Source organism: Microvirga sp. jy35 (assembly GCF_056148915.1).
In genome coordinates this window covers 1-18,022 of record NZ_JBWBEW010000053.1, presented here as the reverse complement: position 1 = coordinate 18,022, position 18,022 = coordinate 1, and the positions used below count along the sequence as shown (strand labels likewise).

Sequence of the window (18,022 nt, the reverse complement as noted above, 5' to 3'; positions counted from 1 at the left end):
CTCTCCTTCAATTGTCGCGCATGACCCTGCGTCTTGAAGGGTACTATCCGCTCCGATTTTTGCAAAATCAATAGGCATTTTTGAAATCATCTGATATTTTGCGTTCTAACATATGCTTCGGACGTTATCTGAAGAGGTAGGATGTTCCTGGAGGGGTCTCCATGCTGGCTCAGGAGAAAGCAAAAGCCCGATGAGCATAGAATTGATGGCTACATCCATTGCGGATCGCGCCTATGACCGGATCCGGGCCGACATCATCTTCGGGCGCCTTGCTCCTGGCCTGCGGCTGCGGCTCGATCGACTGGCGGAAGCCTATGGGGCAAGCGTCAGCACATTGCGTGAGATCCTGAGCCGGCTCTCGTCAGAGAGTTTGGTCATCGCTGAGGGTCAACGCGGTTTCCGGGTGGCACCTGTCTCTCCGGCGGGATTCGAGGATGTCGCAGCGATGCGGCTTCTCCTTGAGACCTATGCACTGCCCCTGTCCTTCTCCGCTGGCGACCTGGAATGGGAAAGCCGGGTTGTAGCCGCCCATCACAAGCTCGCCTTCATGGAGCGGCGGATGCTGGCAGGCGACCCGAAGAGTACGGAGCTATGGAAGCGCTATGACCGCGAGTTCCACCAGTCTCTCATCGAAGCCTGCGGTTCACAGACCCTGCTCGATCTCTATGGTGGGGTCTTTGACCAATACCTGCGCTACCAGATGGTGGCTGTCGTCTTCCGCGGAGAGATCGCCGCGGAGGAGCATCGAACGCTGCTCGATTGCGCCCTGACGCGCAATGCCGATAAGGCCTGCGCGGTACTGGCGCAGCATGTGAACGGATGCGTGTCCTACACGCTGGGGAGCGGAGCACTGGCATGAGCGATGACATGCATGTCCTTGCGCCTCCCGCCACGGTTGGGGAGAGCGCGTATCAAAAGATCCGAGCCGATATCGTGTTCGGACACCTTCCGCCCGGTAAGAAGCTGAAGCTCGAGCGCCTGAAGACCGATTATAATGCGAGCGTCAGCACGCTTCGAGAGATCCTGAATCGCCTGCACTCCGAGCGCCTTGTGGTCGCAGAGGGGCAGAAGGGTTTCGAGGTGGCGCCTGTCTCGATTGCCAATCTGAGAGAGATTGCCGCGTTGCGGCAGCTTCTCGAATGCCGCGCGCTGGAGCAATCGTTCCGGTCTGGTGATATGGAATGGGAGGGCCGCGTCGTCGCCGCCCACCACCGACTCTCCCGGATGGAGGAGCGGATGGCTCAGGGCGATAGGTCCAACACTGAGGAGTGGAAGCGCTACGACTGGCAGTTCCACCAGGCACTCATCTCCGCTTGCGGTTCCAAGATGCTGATCGACAACCATGCAGCGGTTTTCGACAAGTATCTGCGCTATCAGATGATCGCCCTGAGCTATCGCGGTGAGATCGCTGCGAGCGAACATGCCGAGCTTCTGGAATGCGCTCTGCAAAGAGATGCCGAGCGGGCCTGCGAGGTGCTGACGCGCCATGTGGCTGGCGGCGTCGAGCATGCACTGGCCACCGGAACGATCAGCTGACGAGAGACGGAGCAGGCCGATCGACACAGGCTCCCGATCACAAACGAGGAAATGGACTGTCGAGCATGCGCACTGCCATCGCCACCGTCTGCCTGAGCGGCACCCTGACTGAGAAGATCGAGGCCATCGCGGCCGCGCAGTTCAAGGGTGTGGAGATCTTCGAGAACGATCTCTTGTCCTTCAATGGCACGCCGGCTGATGCCCGGCGCATGATCGAGGGACTCGGACTTGAGGCCATCACCTTTCAACCGTTCCGCGACTTCGAGGGCATGCCAGAGCCTCAGCGCTCGAAGGTGTTCGCACGTGCCGAGCGCAAGTTCGATGTCATGCAGGAACTTGGCTGCGACCTCCTGATGGTGTGCAGCAACGTCTCTCCGGATTCGCTCGGGGGCATCGAACGCGCTGCGGCGGATTTTCATGAACTCGGCGAGCGCGCCGCGAAACGCGGCCTGCGCGTGGCTTTCGAGGCGCTCTCTTGGGGGCGCCACATACACGATTATCGCGATTCCTGGGAGGTCGTGCGTCGCGCGAACCATCCTGCGGTCGGCCTCGTGCTCGATTCCTTCCATGTGCTGGCTCGCGGAACGGACCTGTCAGCCATCCGCTCGATCCCGTCGGATAAGATCTTTCTCGTGCAGATGGCCGATGCTCCCAAGCTCGACATGGATCACCTGTCCTGGAGCCGGCATTACCGCTGCTTTCCGGGGCAGGGCGAACTGCCCATTGGCGCGTTCATGGATGCATTAGGCGCAACGGGCTTTGATGGACTTCTCTCCCTGGAAATCTTCAACGACCGCTTCCGAGCAGGCTCCGCGCGCAGCGTCGCCATCGACGGGCAGCGCTCCCTCATCGTGATGCTCGACGAGTTGCGTCGTCGGACGGGAGCGGCTCTGCCCGATCAACCCGTGCTGCCGCCCAAGGCGGTCAGCTCAGGCGTCGAGTTCGTGGAATTCGCCCTCGACGAGCGCAATGCTGCCAGGTTCGAGCTGACCTTGAGTGGGCTCGGCTTTCAGAAGGCAGGCCGCCACCGCTCGAAGGCCGTGACGCGATGGCGTCAGGGCAACATCAACATCGTCGTGAACGCCGACAAGGAGGGCTTCGCCCATTCCTTCAACATCACGCACGGCACCTCCGTCTGCGCGCTGGCGCTGCAGGTCGACGACGCGCGTGCAGCGGTGAACCGTGCCGTCACGCTGCTCGATCAGCCCTTCCAGCAACCGGTCGGGCCGGCTGAGATGAAGATCCCGGCCGTCCGCGGTCTCGGCGGCAGCATCCTGTACTTCGTCGATCGCAAGTCGGGACTGGATCGTCTCTGGGATACCGACTTCGAGCCCACCGACGTGAAGGACTTCACAGGAGCAGGGCTGGTTGCGGTCGACCATGTCTCGCAATCCATGCATTACGAGGAGATGCTGACTTGGCTTCTGTTCTACAGCTCCCTTCTCGATGTGCGGAAGACGCCGGTTCAAACCGTGCTGGATCCCGGCGGCGTGGTACAGAGCCAGGCCATCGAGACCCATGACGGCTCGCTGCGCCTCATCCTCAACGCGTCGCAGAGCCAGCGCACGTTGTCGTCGCGGTTCCTCAACGAGCTTTTCGGATCCGGGGTCCAGCACATCGCGCTCGCGACCGATGACCTCATAGGGACGGTGCAGCGCCTGAAGGCAGGCGGAATCGATCTCCTGCCCATTCCGGAGAACTACTACGACGATCTTGAAGTGAGGACGGATCTCTCCATCGAAGATGTGGAGCGGCTGCGAGCCAACCATATTCTGTACGATCAGGAGGGTGGAGCGGAGTATTTTCAGGTTTATACAAAAACCATGGAGGGGGGCTTCTTCTTCGAGATCGTGGAACGGCGCGGTTATCAGGGCTATGGAGCCGCTAATGCTCCCATCCGCCTTGCATCTCAGACAGGTCTGGCAGCAGAGACTGGCCCCACTGGACTCTGACTGCGTGACAAGCCGATGGAATGTAGGGTACCGGACAAAAGACTATCTGAGGTCAGTCTCGCGAAAAGTGGAATCCGACTTGTGGTCTCAAATTCAGGCATTGCGAAAGCATGGGGCTCTCTTCCGGCTGAGCAAGATTATTGCGCGCGTGGCTAAATGCAAATGTATTACTTATAGAAGTGAAGCTGTAAGTATCCCTGCCGGACTCGTGCTGGCATTCGGCTGACAAGAAAGACTCGGGCTGCGGCAAGAATGGAAGCTGTGATCAAGCTCGCGAGCACCCATATGGAACAAGATTTCAGGCACTGATATCCGGCGAATTCGGTTGGATGTTTGAAGATATATCCCTTTTAGGGATGAGAGACAAAATAGGGACTTCAGATATAACATTATAGCGTCAGGTTGCATCATCCGCCCAGAACTCATTAAGATCCGAAATTGCAGTTTGGGATCTCGCGGATATTGAGCATGAACTTGCGCTTTGTGGAAACCTTTCTGTGGGTTGCGAGGCTGGGGAGCTTTAGTGCAGCAGCCGAGAGACTTCACACGACGCAGGCGGCAATCTCAAATCGAATCGCAACTCTAGAACGCGATCTTGGAGTCAGGCTGTTCGAGCGGGATGTTCGATGCATCAGGCTTACCAGCCTAGGACAGCAGGCGGTCGCTAGGGCTGAGGAACTGGTACGGGCTGCCAACGAGTTTCGGGAAGCCGTAAGCGATCCCAGCAGCCTGCGTGGATCAATCAAGATCGGCACGATTGATTCAATCGCACACGCTTGGTTGCCGCAGTTCATCGAGCGGATCTGGGCACGGTATCCCGGGATTGCCATGGACCTGAACACCGACACTAGCCTCAACATGGCTAGGGAAGTGGCCGAGCGGCGTCTTGACCTCGCATTGATTATGGGGCCGGTGATCGCACCAGACCTGATCAATCTCGACCTATGCACCTTCGCCTGTACCTGGCTCGCGAGTCCCAAGCTGGAACTTCCCGACAGGCCGCTAACCCTCGCGGAACTCGCCGACCATCCGATCCTCGCCTATTCCAAGGACAGTGTTCCCCACCACAGGCTCTTACGGCAGCTTGCGGACTCTGGCATTGAGGATCCGACCACCTACAACTCGAATTCGCTAGCCACCATCATCCGGCTGGCGCAGGACGGAATCGGTGTGACACCCATGCCGACGGTAATCGTGCGGGAGCAACTCGCAGCCGGAACGCTCGTCGCACTCGACGTGTCACCCGGCTTTCCGCCTCTCAGCTTCCACGCTATCTACTCTGATCATCCTGACAATCTCATTTCGGCCGTTGTGGCGCAGATGGCGCAGGAGGTCGCTCACAGTTTTTCACTCGCCCAGACGGATGGTGCCTCCTGGTAGGTGCCAAGCCGTGCTGTGGAGGGATTGTGCAGTGCCGAACAAGGAAAACTTGGGGTAAAGGAAAAGTATTTCGCGTTTGTCGTGGCACGGAAGCCGCGCTCTCATGCGGCCATAGATCTTCTAGGAGGCCGGGACGTGAAAGTCAGCTTAGTTCAAATGAACTCCCAAGACAACAAGGCAGAAAATCTCAAAACCGCCGCTGCCATGATCGAGAAGACGGTCGCCGATGAGGCACCCGACCTCATCGTACTGCCGGAATACTATGCATATCTCGGAGAGGGTCGGGAAAACGTTCACAGCAACGGTGAGTTCTTTCCAGATGGTGAGTCCTACAAGCTCATGTCGGGTCTCGCCGCCAAGCACCGCGTAACCATTCATGCTGGCAGCGTGGTCGAACGTGAGGGCAACAATCACTACAACACGACTCTCGTATTTGGCCCGAACGGCGCCGAGATCGCCCGCTACCGCAAGATCCACCTCTTCGATGTCGACATCCCAGGCGGCACGAGCTATCGCGAGTCGGATACGATCAGCCGGGGTCAGGATGTCGTGACCTACAAGGTTGGCGATATCACGGTGGGCTGCGCCATCTGCTACGATATTCGCTTCCCCGAACTGTTCCGGAAGCTGCGCGATGCGGGTGCTGATGTGATCGTGCTGCCGGCAGCTTTCACGCTCATGACCGGCAAGGACCATTGGGAAACGCTGGCTCGCGCCCGCGCGATTGAGACCCAGACCTACTTCCTTGCGGTCGGGCAAGTGAACTCGCACGCGGGCGGCAAGAAGTGGTGCTGGGGCCATTCCATGGTGATCGATCCCTGGGGTCACATGGTTGCCCAATGCTCCGACATGGTTGCGACCACGAGTGCCCGTCTCGAGTTGGATTACGTTACACATGTGCGCCGCAATGTGCCTGTTGCCCAGCATCATGTCCTAGCCTGAGGAGCGCGCACATGTTCACTGTCAATCCCATGCCGGAGCAGATTTCTCAGGAGTTGATCGATCTCTTGGAGAAGGTCGAAACGGCTACCGTTGGGCACTTTCTCCACTCAGGCTTTGTGGACCGCGAGTTGCGAGCGGTTCTGCCGGAGAAACGCGTTGCCGGCACCGCCGTAACAGTGCGGATTCCGCACGCGGACAGCACAATCCTGCACTACCTTACCAAGCTCGTCCGGCCTGGAGACATCGTGGTGGTGGATCGCTGTGGCGATGATAAGCACGCCTGCTGGGGAGGAGTCGTCACCCATTCCATGAAGATCGCAGGCGTCAGAGCTGGCATCGTCGATGGGCCGGCTACCGATTTCTCCGAGATACGCCGGGTCGAGATGCCCATGTGGTGCCGCGGTCCGTCACCGATCACCACGAAGATCCTGGGGCTCGAAGGAGCGATCAACGTGCCCGTGACCGTCGGCGGACAGGTGATAGAGCCGGGCGATGCGATCCTCGCCGACGAGAGCGGCGTCATTGTCTTGAACCCAGTGGAGGCAAGAGCCGTCGCCGAGCGTGCCATCGGCATGCAGGAGAACGAACTTAAGCTGCTGGAGCGGCTTCGAAACGGCGAAAAGCTGCCAGACATCTCTGGTGCGACGCGCATCGTAGAGGAGAATAACCGGCGCGTCGCCTGACGCGTCGGCTTCGGAAGGGCAGTCAATAATCAGAGGGAAATAACGATGATGAAGCTGCGTGTTTTATTTGGCGCTTCCGCGATCGCGTTCGCGATTGCGGCACCGGCTCTGGCTCAAACCAAGACAGTGACGCTCGCCGCCTATAGCGGCATCTTTCAAGATCACTACACCAAAGCCGTTGTCGAGCCCTTCATGAAGGCTCACCCGGACATCAAGGTTCAGTTCTACGGCATGCCGAACTCGGCTCAGATGCTCGGCACTCTCCGCGCCCAGAAGGCCGCGCCCCAGATCGACGTCATGATTATGGACGTGTCGGTCTCCAAAGCGGCAACTGACGAAGGCCTGTTCGACAAGATTGACGAGAGCGTGTCGAAGAACGTGGCGGATCTTTACCCCACCGCCCGCATCGAGGGCGTGGGCGGTGTTGCTGTAACCTTCGATAATCTTGTTCTTCTGTACAACAAGGACCAGGTGAAGACCGAGCCAACTTCCTGGAAGGCGCTGTGGGACAAGCAGTATGCTGGCAAGGTCACAATTCCGGCCGTTCCTGATATCCAGGGCACGACTCTGACGATCATCGCCAACAAGATGGCCGGCCAGGAGGATTATAAGAAGACCGTTGAACCCGGCATCAAGATGCTTGGGGAACTCGCTCCCAACGTGCAGACTTGGGATCCGAAGCCCGACGTTTACACCCCTATCGCCAATGGCCAAGCAGCGCTAGGCATCGGCTGGAATGCGCGTGCGCAGGTCTACGCCGGCACGTCCGGCGGCAAGCTCGGCGTAGTCCTGCCGCAGGAGGGCAGCGGCTTCCAGATCAACACGATCAATCTGGTGAAGAACGCTCCGGCTAGCGACGCGGGCAAGACCTTCATCGACTTCGCGCTGAAGCCCGAGACTCAGGCAGCATTCACGGAAGCGATGTTCTACGCTCCGACCAACCAGAAGGCTCAGGAAAAGATATCCAAGGAGGCGCTGGCTCGCACGGCTGCCGGTTCGATGGACGAGATGATCGGAATCGACTGGATTGCTGTTGCAGGCATTCGCGATGCCATTACGGAGCAGTGGCGCCGGCGCGTCATCCCGCTGAGCCGCTAACCTCACTTGCCGCAGCCGAACGCCCGCTGGAGAAAGCCATGATGCATCAGTCAATCCGTTCCGGCAGCCCGACCGTATCCGGCGGCTCTGACGTGCACCTGCGACTCGACGGGCTCACGAAGCGCTACGGCGACTCCATCGCCGTAGCGGCCCTCGATCTTGCAGTCCCGAAGGGAGAACTCGTGGCGCTCCTCGGGCCGTCCGGTTGCGGCAAGACAACGACCCTGCGCATGGTCGCCGGTCTCATTAAGCCAACCGACGGGCGCATTGTTGTAGGAGGACGGGATATCACCGTGATGCCACCCTACCGCCGAGACATGGGACTCGTGTTCCAGTCCTACGCTCTGTTTCCCCATATGACTGTAGCGAAGAACGTAGCTTTCGGTCTTGAGATGCGCTCCGTCCCGCGACCCGAGATCGAGCGTCGCGTGAAGGAGGCGCTCGCCATGGTGCGGCTCGAAGCGCTGGCCGAGCGCAAGCCGCGCGAGCTCTCAGGCGGCCAGCAGCAACGTGTGGCCCTGGCCCGAGCCCTGGTGATCCGACCATCGATCCTGCTTCTTGATGAGCCACTCTCCAACCTGGACGCCAAGCTCCGCGACGAGATGCGCAACGAGATCCGCGACATTCAGCAGAACCTCGGCATCACGGCGGTCTTTGTCACGCACGATCAGGTCGAAGCCCTGAGCATGTGCGACAAGGTGGTGGTCATGAGGAGCGGCCAGCTTGAGCAGATCGGCACGCCCGTCGACGTTTACGAGCATCCCGCAACCCCGTTCGTGGCCTCCTTCGTCGGTCGCACGAACCGCCTGGAAGGCAATGCCCAGGGGGACGGGCGCGTGATCATAGGCACCATGGACCTGCATGTGCCCGGCCGGCCGGGCGGCAACGTCGAAATCATGGTCCGTCCCCATCGCATGAGGCTGGTCGAAGCTGGAAACGGCGAGGATTTCGCCGCGGAAGGCACGAACCGTCTCGCGGGGCGCCTCACCCGTGTCACCTTCGTGGGCGACCTCCTCCAGTACCACGTCGATGTGGGTGGAACGGAGATCGTCGTGGAGGCTGCCTCCGATCATGGCCACGGTCTGAGGAAGGTGGGAGCGCCAGTTACCGTGCTATGGCGGGTTGAGGACACCATGGTGTTCGGGAGGAACCCATGACAGCGATCACGGCTCCGTCGCTGCCGGTGATGCCTCGCCTGACTTCCGGTCGAACCGGAACGGCGGCAGTGCTCCTTCTCCCGATCGCGATCATCAACGCCATCGGATTCATTCTACCGGTCCTGAACCTGGCGCGAATGTCGTTCAACGAAGCTCTTGCCGGCGGTGGTATCCGTGAGGCCTTCACGATCGCTAACTGGACTGGACTGTTCGGTGATTCCTTCTATGTCGAGTTGATCGTCAACTCGATTCTGGTCAGCCTCGGCATTACGCTGGCGACTCTCGTCGTGTCTTATCCGATTGCCCTCTATCTGCACCGGAGCTCCGGGCGCTGGCGCACCTTCCTGACAGTGCTGGTCATCTCGCCGCTGCTCACATCTGCCGTGGTCCGCACCTATGGCTGGATCGCGCTGCTCGCTGATCAAGGTCCCATCGTCAGCTCCATAGCGGCCCTTGGCATCACGCCGCCGCGTCTGATGTTCAACACGACGGGCGTGATCATTGGGCTGACCGAAATTCTGATGCCCTACATGATCCTGTCGCTACTTGCCGGTTTCGGCCGCCTTGATCCACGGGAGGAGGAGGCGGCGATGACCCTCGGGGCCCCGCCGGCCAAGACGTTCTGGCGTGTGATCCTCCCGCTGACGCTGCCAGGCATCGCGCTTGGATGTCTGCTCTGCTTCGTCCTGGCAGTATCGTCCTTCATCACTCCGAAACTGCTGGGGGGAGGGCGGGTCTTCCTGCTCGCAACAGAGATCTACGATCAGGCTATCGTGACGCTGAACTGGCCGCTCGCCGCAACGCTATCGATGCTGGTGCTGATCATATTCGGTGCAGCGCTCGGAGCCTATGCCCGTGTGCTTCGCGCTATAGACTAGGGGATCATCATGGAATCGAATGCTACCTCCGTGCCTATGAAGATCCTGGTGGCGCTGCTGTTCCTGTTCCTTCTGGCGCCAGTGATCCTCGTCGTGCCGATCTCCTTCAGCGGCGAGCAGATTCTGTCTTTCCCGCCGGAAAGCTGGTCCCTGCGCTGGTATGCAGCCCTCGCCGACAACCCGAAGATGATCTCGGCTTTTTGGACAAGCCTGATGCTCGGCGCGATCGTAACTGTGATCTCTCTCGCAGTAGCGGTTCCGGCAGCTTACGTGATCGTCAGGATGCGTACCCTCGGATCAACGTTCCTCTATAATCTGTTCACGGCGCCCCTGCTCCTGCCAACAATCGTACTGGGTCTTGCAATCCTCATCGTCTTCGCATCGGCAGGCTTCCTCGGCACCTTCACGGGGCTGGTCATTGGCCATCTCGTGATCACCCTGCCTTACGCGTTGCGCGTGCTTGCGACGACGCTCGGCAACATCAATCTCGCCTGTGAGGAGGCGGCATCCACCCTCGGCGGACGTCCGCTTACAGTGTTCCGCCGGGTGACGCTGCCTATGATGGCACCCGGTATCGTGGCTGCGACGGCTTTGTGCTTCCTTGTCTCTTTCGACGAGGTGGTGATCACGCTCTTCCTCACAGGGCCGCGCCTCACCACCCTCCCGGTGGAACTGTTCCACCACGTGGAGAGCCGCGCGGATCCCCTGGTGGCGAGCGTCTCAGTGCTCTTGATCCTGCTTACCCTGGCGGTGGTGATGATCGTCGACCGCACTGTTGGCCTCTCAAAGACTTTCGTGAAGTAAGAGCCTCACCACTCGTCAATACCTTAAGCATGGGTATGGCTAAGCTTCGATGCTCGTGCAAAAATCTGATCGTTGTGCAGGCTGGCCCGATACGGCAGCTCTCATCGGTGGTATTGTGAGGTGACCATCAGATTGGTCAGAATACCAGGCGAGTTGTTCAAGGGATCATCATGAGGCCGATGAACGAGAGCCATTTAGCGATCCTGCGTCGGCATATGGTCGAGATGATCGCCATCCACGCGGATCTCGCAAGCGACGAAACTGGCAAGGCGGCGTTGGATGAGCAGGTGATGGCAGCGATGCGGAAGGTGCCGCGGCATCTTTTTGTCCCAGCCCCCCTTGCGCCTTACGCTTATCAGGACACTCCCCTGCCCATCGGTTTCGATAAAACAATCTCACAGCCATTTATCGTCGCGCTCATGACCGATTTGCTACTCCCGCAGCCAGGCGAGAGGGTGCTGGAGGTGGGGACTGGGTTGGGCTATCAGACCGCAATCCTCGCTGAGATGACCGGTAGCCTCTGGAGCATCGAGATAGTCGAGGAGTTCGCCAGCATTGCACGCGAACTCCTCAGCCAGCTCGGCTATGCCGGTGTGGAAATCAGGGAGGGAGACGGGACCCGAGGCTGGCGCGAGCACGCTCCCTTCGACAAGATCTTGGTTTCGGCCGCAGCCGATAAAGTGCCTGTCGCCCTGCTCGATCAGCTCAAACCAGGCGGGCGCTTGGTTATGCCGTTGGGGCCCGACGAGATGCAACGTCTCACCATCATCAATAAGGATGTCAACAGCCGGACAAGTGTTCAGGAACATCTGCCTGTGCGGTTCGGCCGCCTCGAGACGATCACCTGAAAGGCTGTGTCTCCTCGACCTGCTCTATTGTTAAAGTTGACCTCGGCTTTCTCATATACCGATCAGCACAGCCCATGCCCGAGTGCCATTTCTTAACAGGCAGCTTGGATCCTTTCATCACGTTCGTGCGATGTGGGCTGCCGTGAACTGGCCTGCAGGACCCGATCGTCTATGCTGCTATGTCGTGATCCAAGCCTGGGGTTCTGCAATGAGCGAACATCCCTTCCTGAATCCTGATCGACGCTCTTTTCTGATTAAAACGGCTGTCGCGTCCGCCTCCATCATGATCCCGAAGAGCCTCGTTGCGGCTGAACCTGTCCCAACACCGGGACAGACGGAGGGGCCCTTCTACCCTGTCGAGTTTCCGCCCGACATGGACAGCGACCTCGTGCGGGTCACAGGGCGGGCCACCCAGGCGCTGGGACAGGTGATCCATGTGTCAGGGCAGGTGCTGGACACTCGCGGGCAGCCGAAACCCGGCAGCGTTGTCGAAATATGGCAATGCGATGCGAACGGCATCTACCGCCATCCTCAAGCAGCCGGGCAGGGGCGTATCGACCATGCCTTCCAGGGCTATGGCCGCGCTCAAGTGGACGAACAGGGACAATATCGGTTCCGCACCATCCGGCCAGTGCCCTATCCCGGTCGGACACCGCACATACATTTTGCGGTGCATGTGCCAGGGCAGGGGCGTCTCGTGACGCAGATGTACATTGAGGGTGAGCCCCTCAACGCACGGGATTGGGTCCTCAACCGTATCCGTGACCCACAGGCTCGTCGCAGCGTGATTGTCTCCCTGGTTTCCGGGCAAGTGCCTGAACCCGGTGCTCTCCATGGACGGTTCGATATTATCGTGGCGGCGTAGATTTTGAGTTGCTTCTAGGCTCATCCAGTTCGCCAGTCATCCGGATGAGGAGTTGGTACGGCATTGCCGGTCACCCACCGTGACGTTGCAACAGAAGGTCTTTGGCCTGGTTCACGCGGGCTGCGAGATAGGTGGAGCCGCCTTGGTCCGGGTGAAGCTTCTTCATCAGGGTGCGGTGAGCTTGCCGGATTTCCTCAAGACTCGCTCCAGGCTGGAGGTCCAGGATCTGGTAGGCCTCCTCAGGCGTCATGGCACCAGATGGGGAAAGGGCGTCCGCCCGCGGCTGCTCCTGACTTCGAGTATTCTCACGCCAATGAGGAAATCGACGGTCGAGATAAGCCTCAAGAAGGCGTGAGCCGTCCGTGTCGGCAGCATAGCACTCCGCCAGCAGATCCCGCAGGCGTACCTCATCAAGGGACCCGAGCTGATGTCCCGCGAACACACCCCCGAGTACGGTTCCTTCCATCTCGCCGGTGTCGTGATCGAGCGTCATCTCGACCAGAGTCGAGCGAACGCGAGAAATGCTGCCGGAAGACCGTTTCGCCCGCCCACCAAAACCAGGAAAACTCAGGCGGCTCCAACCAAGGAGCCAGGCACCGAGGCTTCCGATGAGCAAGGCCACATCGATCCGCCCCCGCACGGCGACCAATCCCGCAATGCCAAGAGCCACGGTGCCGCCAGCGAGTTTGAGGAGCTTTGCGAGGGTAGCCGGATTTGCGTGCGCAAAGTTGCTCAGGAAGAACCATAGGACGGCAACCGCTGCAATGCCATACAGCAACATCACGGCTTATGTCCGGTGATGGCGGTGAGCAGACCCCGGGCCTGCGCGCTTCCTGCGGCCAACCGTGTGAGACCCTCGACGCCGCCGGTCGCATAGGCCGCCGCGGCGCGCAGAAGTTCGGACAAGACCTGGGGGGCTCCTGCGTCGAACCGCGCATAAGCTCCGCCGCTTAGCCGCGCGAGTTCCTGAAACGCCCGAGCCGTATCAGGGTCAAGTCCCTCTTGGAACATGAACACCTTTAGACCAAGAAGGCCAAGCTCGCCCGCGACGGCACAGAGATCGTCGATCGGCTCCTCCATGGCATCTCCGACATAGACGAGCACCTTCACAGGCGCTTGGCTCGCCTCGGTCCGAGCGTGACGGAGCACCCGCCCAATCTGCGTTTGACCACCGCGACAACTGATCTTTGCCATAAGGTCTGTAAGGGTACGCGAGTCCGCAACCCACCGGGAGGACCGGCACTCGTCAAAGCCTCGGAAGTAGACCAACTGCACGGATAGCCCACCGGCCTCACTGGCCGCAGCAAACATCTGGCCCTGAACCCTACAGGCGAGATCCCAAGTGGGTTGCCGGCTCATGGTGGCATCAAGAGCGAATATGAGCCGGGCACGGGAAGCATTGCCCGCCAACGGTCCAAGCCGTTTTGCGTCCGCCAGGAAAGAATCAACCATCGAGGTGCGGCTACCAGCGGTTGTGGGCGGTTGAGTGACGTCCTTCTTGTCTGCCATTGCATCTCCCTCTTAGAGGATATGGGGCTGGATGAGGCACCTGTAAATCCGCGGGCAGAACGGATAGCGAATGGATACGCTGAGGGACAAGCTGTAGAGCCGGAACTGTCGGACGGGCGCCTCCCGGTGCTTCGCGCAAGCGGCCGAGCGTTTGCCAGAAAGGCCGACAGATAAGGAGACCAGGCGCAAGAAGAGGCTAAGTGCTGCACTCAGCTTTGGACCAGAGCCTCGATTTAACCAGCACTGGTCTTAAAGCGCTCCGAATTTGTCCTGCATCAAATCAGCGGAGACGAGGATACGGTAAGGATCTGCTGTTCCCGAGGAGCCTGCAGATGGCCATTTGGTTTGACAATCCCCTCTTGCGCTCACTCGGTCAGGGGCTTGCCGTCGCCGCGGTGCTGGCCGCAATGGCGATGATGGCGTTCATCGCCGGTGTAGCGCTTCTTGGAGCTATGATCTGACTTCCCGTCTTTATGTGCCTTAGGGAGTTGCGGCGGCACCTGCCGGCGAAAACGGCTTGGACAACAGGATTGCACTCGAACTGTAGTGAGGGAGCAGCCAGGAGAGGGGGCGAGGGTCTTCGATCCATATGAAGAGAGGCCCGCTCGCTGCACGGAATTTCTGGATTCCACGCAACGGCTCGGCCGGGTTCGCGCTGTCGTCGGGACGCTTGACCTGGATTGCGTCTGCCGCAGCGAGCTCGATGCTGCTTTGGAACGCTTCGAGAGTCTCGAAGCCCGGCGGCAGCTCAGGATGATGCTGCTTGATGCCCGGTATCAAGCAGAGCGAATTGCCGTGCTGCTTGAACTCGTCGGCGAGATCGACACTGTCGGGTCCAACGGGACGGACTTGGGTGTCTTCGACGAGATTACGCTGCTCTTCCAGGATATCGAGGCTGCGGCACAAGCGGGAGCTGCCGCTATGACGAAGGCCAGGAGCCTCGCGGCAGCACGCGGAACATATCAGGCCAGGAGCTTCATATGAGACCGGGCGATGTTCTTGCTGCAGGACTGCTCCAGGGTCTCAATGAGGAGGCTGACAGAGGCGTGCTGCTGCTGGCTGAACGGCGAACCATCGCGGCTGGAGATGTCGTCTTCACAGCGGGGGAGCCCGCCTGCGCCGTGCATGTGGTGATTTCCGGTGCCGTGCAACTGGTCCAGCGCACTTCCAACGGCTCCCGCATGATCGTCAACTATGTCCGACCGGGCGCTGTCTTCGGCAGCCCGGCCTTGCTGGGGCGGTTCTACCCGACCGATGCCACCGCTGTTACAGATTGCGTCGAACTCCAGTGGTCATCGGAAGTCATGCGCCGGCTTGTCGATCAATATCCGCCCATGGCACTCAACGTGATCCGGGATCTTGGGGCGCGCCTGCGAGAGATGGAGAGCAGGCTGCGGGATCTTTCGATCGAACCTGTCGAACAGCGCCTTGCCCGCGCCATTCTGCAACTTATCGACACGTATGGACAACACACCGAAGAAGGGATCGAAGTTCCATTCCCGGTGAGCCGACAGGATCTTGCTGCACATGGCAGCTGGTGCCTGGGTCGGAGCATTCGTGTGCTTTTCCCTGGTGTACTGGACGGTTTTCACACGTCCGCGGGTAGCAACCTAGTCAGTCAAGGGATGCGTCGGCATCCTCCGGCGCAGGGCCAGCACCGGCGGCTGTTCCGGTCGTCAGGGCTAGCTCTGTCGAAGCAATCCTGGAAGAGCCTAGCTCGGCTTGTCCGGCTGACCGGGTGGCAGTGCGAGATGCTCGTTCAGGATCCGCACGATCCTGACCACGTCGTCCCTTGGAATTGCAAAGGCAAGTGGCCCATAGGACGGGTGATCGAACGCGAGCAGTGAGCCGTCGATGCTTGCGACCTGCACGTACCAGGGTGGCTCGATAACGGTTTCCACCGTCCTACCATCAAGCGGAAGCTTCAATGAGCCCTCGACCATGCGGGACCTAGCCTGACCGAGTAGCTGAATCAGCTTCGTGAACTGCTCAAGATCAAGTCCGACCGGGTTCGACGGACCTGTCGTCGAGCCGATCTCGATCGTGACTGTCTGCCGATCGTCGGAAACCTTCACGCCAACCCGTACTTCGGCCATGACACACGCCTCCGTCCTCACTCGGGTCATGTGGTTCACGGCTGCTAATTCAACCGCGCACTGCCCGAATAGGCTCTCAGTACCGCTAAAGTGGTGGAGCAGCGTCCAAGATCCTAACATGCCCTTGGAGCAAGAGATCCGCGTAACAAAGCATCAGCTCTACCCAAATCACGCTCAGGATTTCATGGCAGGAGGAGGCGGTCAGGGCGAAAGTACTCGCATTCGGGAATAGAGCGGGAACCAGGGTGTTTTAGGCGAATGGCAGCGCTTGAGCATCAGTCTCACCTGAGGCGACCCCATGTCCCGAAGACCTTCGAAGACCAGCGATGATCCGTTCGATGGATTATGCCTGCCCATAAGCGCGTGGAAAGCCCTGGAGAGCGCCCAGGTCGCATCTCTTGATCAGTGAGGGCGATGGCTTCCCGGATCGAGCAGGTGCCGGGAATTGGGCCGGATATTGCCCGCGTGATCAGGGATAGGCTGGAGCGCTTTGGCCGCAGGAGGACGCTCCGCGTAAGGCTGATTTTTCCCAAACGCTGTCGAGGTAAAGGCGGATCTCAATAGCCGCGACATGCGGCTCGACTTGACCAAGGTCAAGGAACCGGAGGGCAAAGCCCGGTACATCAGGGGATCTGACCTGCGCTGGCTACCAGCCATCGCGGCACGCTGACCTGTGAGGCCCCAATGAGAGACGACCTGAGAGCGCGATACTCCGAGGAGCGGCTCCCGCGCTACACGAGCTATCCTACGGCGCCTCAATTCTCGGATGCCATCGGCCACGAGGCCTACGGGCATTGGCTGGCCTCCTTGCCGGCGGACGCCACTGCCTCCCTCTATCTTCATATCCCGTTCTGCCGCTCCATGTGCTGGTATTGCGGCTGCCACACCACCATTACTCAGCGCGATGCACCGATTATCGATTATCTCGCCGTTCTGCGCCGTGAAATCGAGTTGGCGGCGGATCGCCTGACCAGTCCACTGGCCGTGCGGCACGTGCATTTCGGCGGCGGAACGCCGACCATCATGGAGCCGGCCGAGTTGCTCGGTCTCGTGGGCCTCATGAGGCAGAGGTTCGTTCTGGAAGACTCCGCGGAAATCGCGATCGAGATCGATCCGCGGACCCTGACGAAGACGATGACGAGAGCTCTGGGCGAGGCGGGCGTCACCCGTGCGAGCCTGGGCGTCCAGAGCTTCGATCCGGTCGTGCAGCGCGCCATCAACCGCATCCAGAGTTTCGAGCAGACCGCCCGCGCGTCGGAAGGCCTGCGGGAAGCGGGCATCCGTGGCATCAACTTCGACCTCATCTACGGCCTGCCGCACCAGACGGTGGAATCCTGTGTCGAGACGGTCCGGCAGAGCATTGCGCTCCGCCCCGAGCGCTTCTCCGTCTTCGGCTATGCACATGTGCCTTCGTTCAAGAAGCACCAGCGCAAGATCGACGAGGCGGCGCTGCCCGACGGCGAAGCACGCTATGTCCATGCTGAGGCGATCGCCGAGGCTTTGGTGAGCGCAGGCTACCGTCGGATCGGCCTCGACCATTACGCCCTGCCGGACGATTCCATGGTGCAGGCCCAGATCGACGGCGTTCTGCACCGGAACTTCCAGGGCTACACCACGGATCCGAGCGATGTGCTGATCGGCTTCGGCGCCTCCGCCATTGGCCGGCTGACGCAGGGCTATGCCCAGAACGAGGTCGTGCTCGGGCGCTACGCCGAGCGCATCCAGCGTGGGGATCTGGCAACGACAAAGGGCTATGCTCTTACGGCCGACGATCGTCTGCGCGCCGAGCTGATCGAGCGCGTGATGTGCGACTTCCGGGTCGATGTGGGGCAGGTCTGCCGCCAGCACGAGGCCGCTCCCGAGACCATCCTGAAGGCGATCCCGAAGCTGCGCGTGCTCCAGGACGACGGTATCATCCGGCTTGAGGGCGATGTGCTGTCGGTGAACGACAATGCCCGCTTCCTGGTCAGGAGCGTGGCCTCGGCCTTCGATGCATACCTGGGCACCTCCGGACGCACCCATAGCCGTGCGGTGTGACCGCACGGCTAGACATCAGGGCTGACTGTCCCCAGTCCGTACTGCGACCTTGACGATATCCTCGAGGCGTCTCAGGGCCTCCAGAAGGGGCCCGGCCTCCGGTCCGAGCTGGTCCAGCAGGCGACGCTCGAATGCGAGAGCTTTGGGGACGATCTGCCGATAGGCGCTCTCCCCCTGGGCGGTGAGCGTCAGGATCTCCTCGCGCCGGTCCTCCTCGCTCGGGCGGCGCTTGAGCCA

The 18,022-nt window shown here is 60.3% G+C and carries 18 protein-coding genes and 1 pseudogene; 15 read left to right on the top strand and 4 right to left on the bottom strand.

The features are described 5' to 3' along the window. Nucleotides 1-190: 190 nt before the first annotated feature. From AC0QTX_RS24570 to AC0QTX_RS24515, 12 genes are all read left to right on the top strand, one after another. On the top strand, nucleotides 191-859 hold the full coding sequence (locus AC0QTX_RS24570; protein WP_474606431.1) for a GntR family transcriptional regulator: 669 nt from the start codon (nucleotides 191-193) through the stop codon (nucleotides 857-859). Next, entirely contained in the window at nucleotides 856-1,536 is a 681-nt protein-coding gene (locus AC0QTX_RS24565) for a GntR family transcriptional regulator (RefSeq protein ID WP_474606430.1), read from the top strand. The genes AC0QTX_RS24570 and AC0QTX_RS24565 overlap by 4 nt, the downstream gene beginning before the upstream one ends. Before the next feature lie 65 nt (nucleotides 1,537-1,601). Further along, nucleotides 1,602-3,488, top strand: coding sequence for a bifunctional sugar phosphate isomerase/epimerase/4-hydroxyphenylpyruvate dioxygenase family protein (locus AC0QTX_RS24560; RefSeq protein WP_474606429.1), 1,887 nt, complete (start codon nucleotides 1,602-1,604; stop codon nucleotides 3,486-3,488). A gap of 468 nt (nucleotides 3,489-3,956) precedes the next feature. Next, nucleotides 3,957-4,868, top strand: a complete 912-nt coding sequence (locus AC0QTX_RS24555; RefSeq protein ID WP_474606443.1) for a LysR family transcriptional regulator — start codon at nucleotides 3,957-3,959, stop codon at nucleotides 4,866-4,868. Between the two features lie 135 nt (nucleotides 4,869-5,003). Continuing rightward, complete coding sequence (locus AC0QTX_RS24550; protein WP_474606428.1) at nucleotides 5,004-5,810, top strand: carbon-nitrogen hydrolase family protein; 807 nt, start codon at nucleotides 5,004-5,006, stop codon at nucleotides 5,808-5,810. Between the two features lie 11 nt (nucleotides 5,811-5,821). Then, entirely contained in the window at nucleotides 5,822-6,493 is a 672-nt protein-coding gene (locus tag AC0QTX_RS24545; protein ID WP_474606427.1) for an RraA family protein, read from the top strand. A gap of 48 nt (nucleotides 6,494-6,541) precedes the next feature. Continuing rightward, a complete protein-coding gene (locus AC0QTX_RS24540) occupies nucleotides 6,542-7,591 on the top strand; it encodes an ABC transporter substrate-binding protein (protein ID WP_474606442.1) in 1,050 nt (349 codons plus the stop codon). Nucleotides 7,592-7,629: 38 nt separating this feature from the next. After that, nucleotides 7,630-8,748 carry an ABC transporter ATP-binding protein gene (locus AC0QTX_RS24535; RefSeq protein WP_474606426.1) on the top strand — a complete coding sequence of 373 codons (1,119 nt, stop codon included), beginning with the start codon at nucleotides 7,630-7,632 and terminating at the stop codon, nucleotides 8,746-8,748. Then, nucleotides 8,745-9,626 (top strand): ABC transporter permease, encoded by an 882-nt coding sequence (locus AC0QTX_RS24530; protein WP_474606425.1) that lies wholly within the window; start codon nucleotides 8,745-8,747, stop codon nucleotides 9,624-9,626. The genes AC0QTX_RS24535 and AC0QTX_RS24530 overlap by 4 nt, the downstream gene beginning before the upstream one ends. Nucleotides 9,627-9,635: 9 nt before the next feature. Then, entirely contained in the window at nucleotides 9,636-10,430 is a 795-nt protein-coding gene (locus AC0QTX_RS24525; RefSeq protein ID WP_474606424.1) for an ABC transporter permease, read from the top strand. A 170-nt stretch (nucleotides 10,431-10,600) separates the two neighbouring features. Continuing rightward, nucleotides 10,601-11,278: a protein-L-isoaspartate(D-aspartate) O-methyltransferase gene (locus AC0QTX_RS24520; RefSeq protein WP_474606423.1), complete on the top strand. Its 678-nt coding sequence runs from the start codon at nucleotides 10,601-10,603 to the stop codon at nucleotides 11,276-11,278. Between the two features lie 208 nt (nucleotides 11,279-11,486). Beyond that, nucleotides 11,487-12,143: a dioxygenase family protein gene (locus tag AC0QTX_RS24515; protein ID WP_474606422.1), complete on the top strand. Its 657-nt coding sequence runs from the start codon at nucleotides 11,487-11,489 to the stop codon at nucleotides 12,141-12,143. Nucleotides 12,144-12,213: 70 nt separating this feature from the next. Here the strand turns inward: AC0QTX_RS24515 and AC0QTX_RS24510 are convergent, their stop codons facing one another. Beyond that, nucleotides 12,214-12,927 (bottom strand): DnaJ domain-containing protein, encoded by a 714-nt coding sequence (locus tag AC0QTX_RS24510; RefSeq protein WP_474606421.1) that lies wholly within the window; start codon nucleotides 12,925-12,927, stop codon nucleotides 12,214-12,216. After that, complete coding sequence (locus AC0QTX_RS24505; RefSeq protein WP_474606420.1) at nucleotides 12,924-13,292, bottom strand: hypothetical protein; 369 nt, start codon at nucleotides 13,290-13,292, stop codon at nucleotides 12,924-12,926. The genes AC0QTX_RS24510 and AC0QTX_RS24505 overlap by 4 nt, the downstream gene beginning before the upstream one ends. Nucleotides 13,293-13,984: 692 nt before the next feature. Between AC0QTX_RS24505 and AC0QTX_RS24500 the strand changes: the two genes are divergently transcribed. Next, nucleotides 13,985-14,113: a hypothetical protein gene (locus AC0QTX_RS24500; RefSeq protein WP_474606419.1), complete on the top strand. Its 129-nt coding sequence runs from the start codon at nucleotides 13,985-13,987 to the stop codon at nucleotides 14,111-14,113. Between the two features lie 19 nt (nucleotides 14,114-14,132). Here the strand turns inward: AC0QTX_RS24500 and AC0QTX_RS24495 are convergent, their stop codons facing one another. After that, nucleotides 14,133-14,558, bottom strand: coding sequence for a hypothetical protein (locus tag AC0QTX_RS24495; protein WP_474606418.1), 426 nt, complete (start codon nucleotides 14,556-14,558; stop codon nucleotides 14,133-14,135). Between the two features lie 74 nt (nucleotides 14,559-14,632). Here AC0QTX_RS24495 and AC0QTX_RS24490 point away from each other — a divergent pair, with 74 nt between their 5' ends. Beyond that, on the top strand, nucleotides 14,633-15,499 hold the full coding sequence (locus AC0QTX_RS24490) for a Crp/Fnr family transcriptional regulator (RefSeq protein WP_474606417.1): 867 nt from the start codon (nucleotides 14,633-14,635) through the stop codon (nucleotides 15,497-15,499). Nucleotides 15,500-16,432: 933 nt separating this feature from the next. Then, nucleotides 16,433-17,785: an oxygen-independent coproporphyrinogen III oxidase gene (hemN, locus tag AC0QTX_RS24485; protein WP_474606416.1), complete on the top strand. Its 1,353-nt coding sequence runs from the start codon at nucleotides 16,433-16,435 to the stop codon at nucleotides 17,783-17,785. A 15-nt stretch (nucleotides 17,786-17,800) separates the two neighbouring features. On the opposite strand, the pseudogene AC0QTX_RS24480 reads toward hemN, so the two are convergent. After that, nucleotides 17,801-18,022, bottom strand: a pseudogene (locus AC0QTX_RS24480) (MarR family transcriptional regulator); the annotation flags it as partial.

Coding starts and splice junctions, on each gene's coding strand:
- AC0QTX_RS24570 (WP_474606431.1), top strand. CDS start 191: ATGAGCATAGAATTGATGGCTACATCCATTGCGGATCGCGCCTATGAC.
- AC0QTX_RS24565 (WP_474606430.1), top strand. CDS start 856: ATGAGCGATGACATGCATGTCCTTGCGCCTCCCGCCACGGTTGGGGAG.
- AC0QTX_RS24560 (WP_474606429.1), top strand. CDS start 1,602: ATGCGCACTGCCATCGCCACCGTCTGCCTGAGCGGCACCCTGACTGAG.
- AC0QTX_RS24555 (WP_474606443.1), top strand. CDS start 3,957: ATGAACTTGCGCTTTGTGGAAACCTTTCTGTGGGTTGCGAGGCTGGGG.
- AC0QTX_RS24545 (WP_474606427.1), top strand. CDS start 5,822: ATGTTCACTGTCAATCCCATGCCGGAGCAGATTTCTCAGGAGTTGATC.
- AC0QTX_RS24540 (WP_474606442.1), top strand. CDS start 6,542: ATGAAGCTGCGTGTTTTATTTGGCGCTTCCGCGATCGCGTTCGCGATT.
- AC0QTX_RS24535 (WP_474606426.1), top strand. CDS start 7,630: ATGATGCATCAGTCAATCCGTTCCGGCAGCCCGACCGTATCCGGCGGC.
- AC0QTX_RS24530 (WP_474606425.1), top strand. CDS start 8,745: ATGACAGCGATCACGGCTCCGTCGCTGCCGGTGATGCCTCGCCTGACT.
- AC0QTX_RS24525 (WP_474606424.1), top strand. CDS start 9,636: ATGGAATCGAATGCTACCTCCGTGCCTATGAAGATCCTGGTGGCGCTG.
- AC0QTX_RS24520 (WP_474606423.1), top strand. CDS start 10,601: ATGAGGCCGATGAACGAGAGCCATTTAGCGATCCTGCGTCGGCATATG.
- AC0QTX_RS24515 (WP_474606422.1), top strand. CDS start 11,487: ATGAGCGAACATCCCTTCCTGAATCCTGATCGACGCTCTTTTCTGATT.
- AC0QTX_RS24500 (WP_474606419.1), top strand. CDS start 13,985: ATGGCCATTTGGTTTGACAATCCCCTCTTGCGCTCACTCGGTCAGGGG.
- AC0QTX_RS24490 (WP_474606417.1), top strand. CDS start 14,633: ATGAGACCGGGCGATGTTCTTGCTGCAGGACTGCTCCAGGGTCTCAAT.
- hemN (WP_474606416.1), top strand. CDS start 16,433: ATGAGAGACGACCTGAGAGCGCGATACTCCGAGGAGCGGCTCCCGCGC.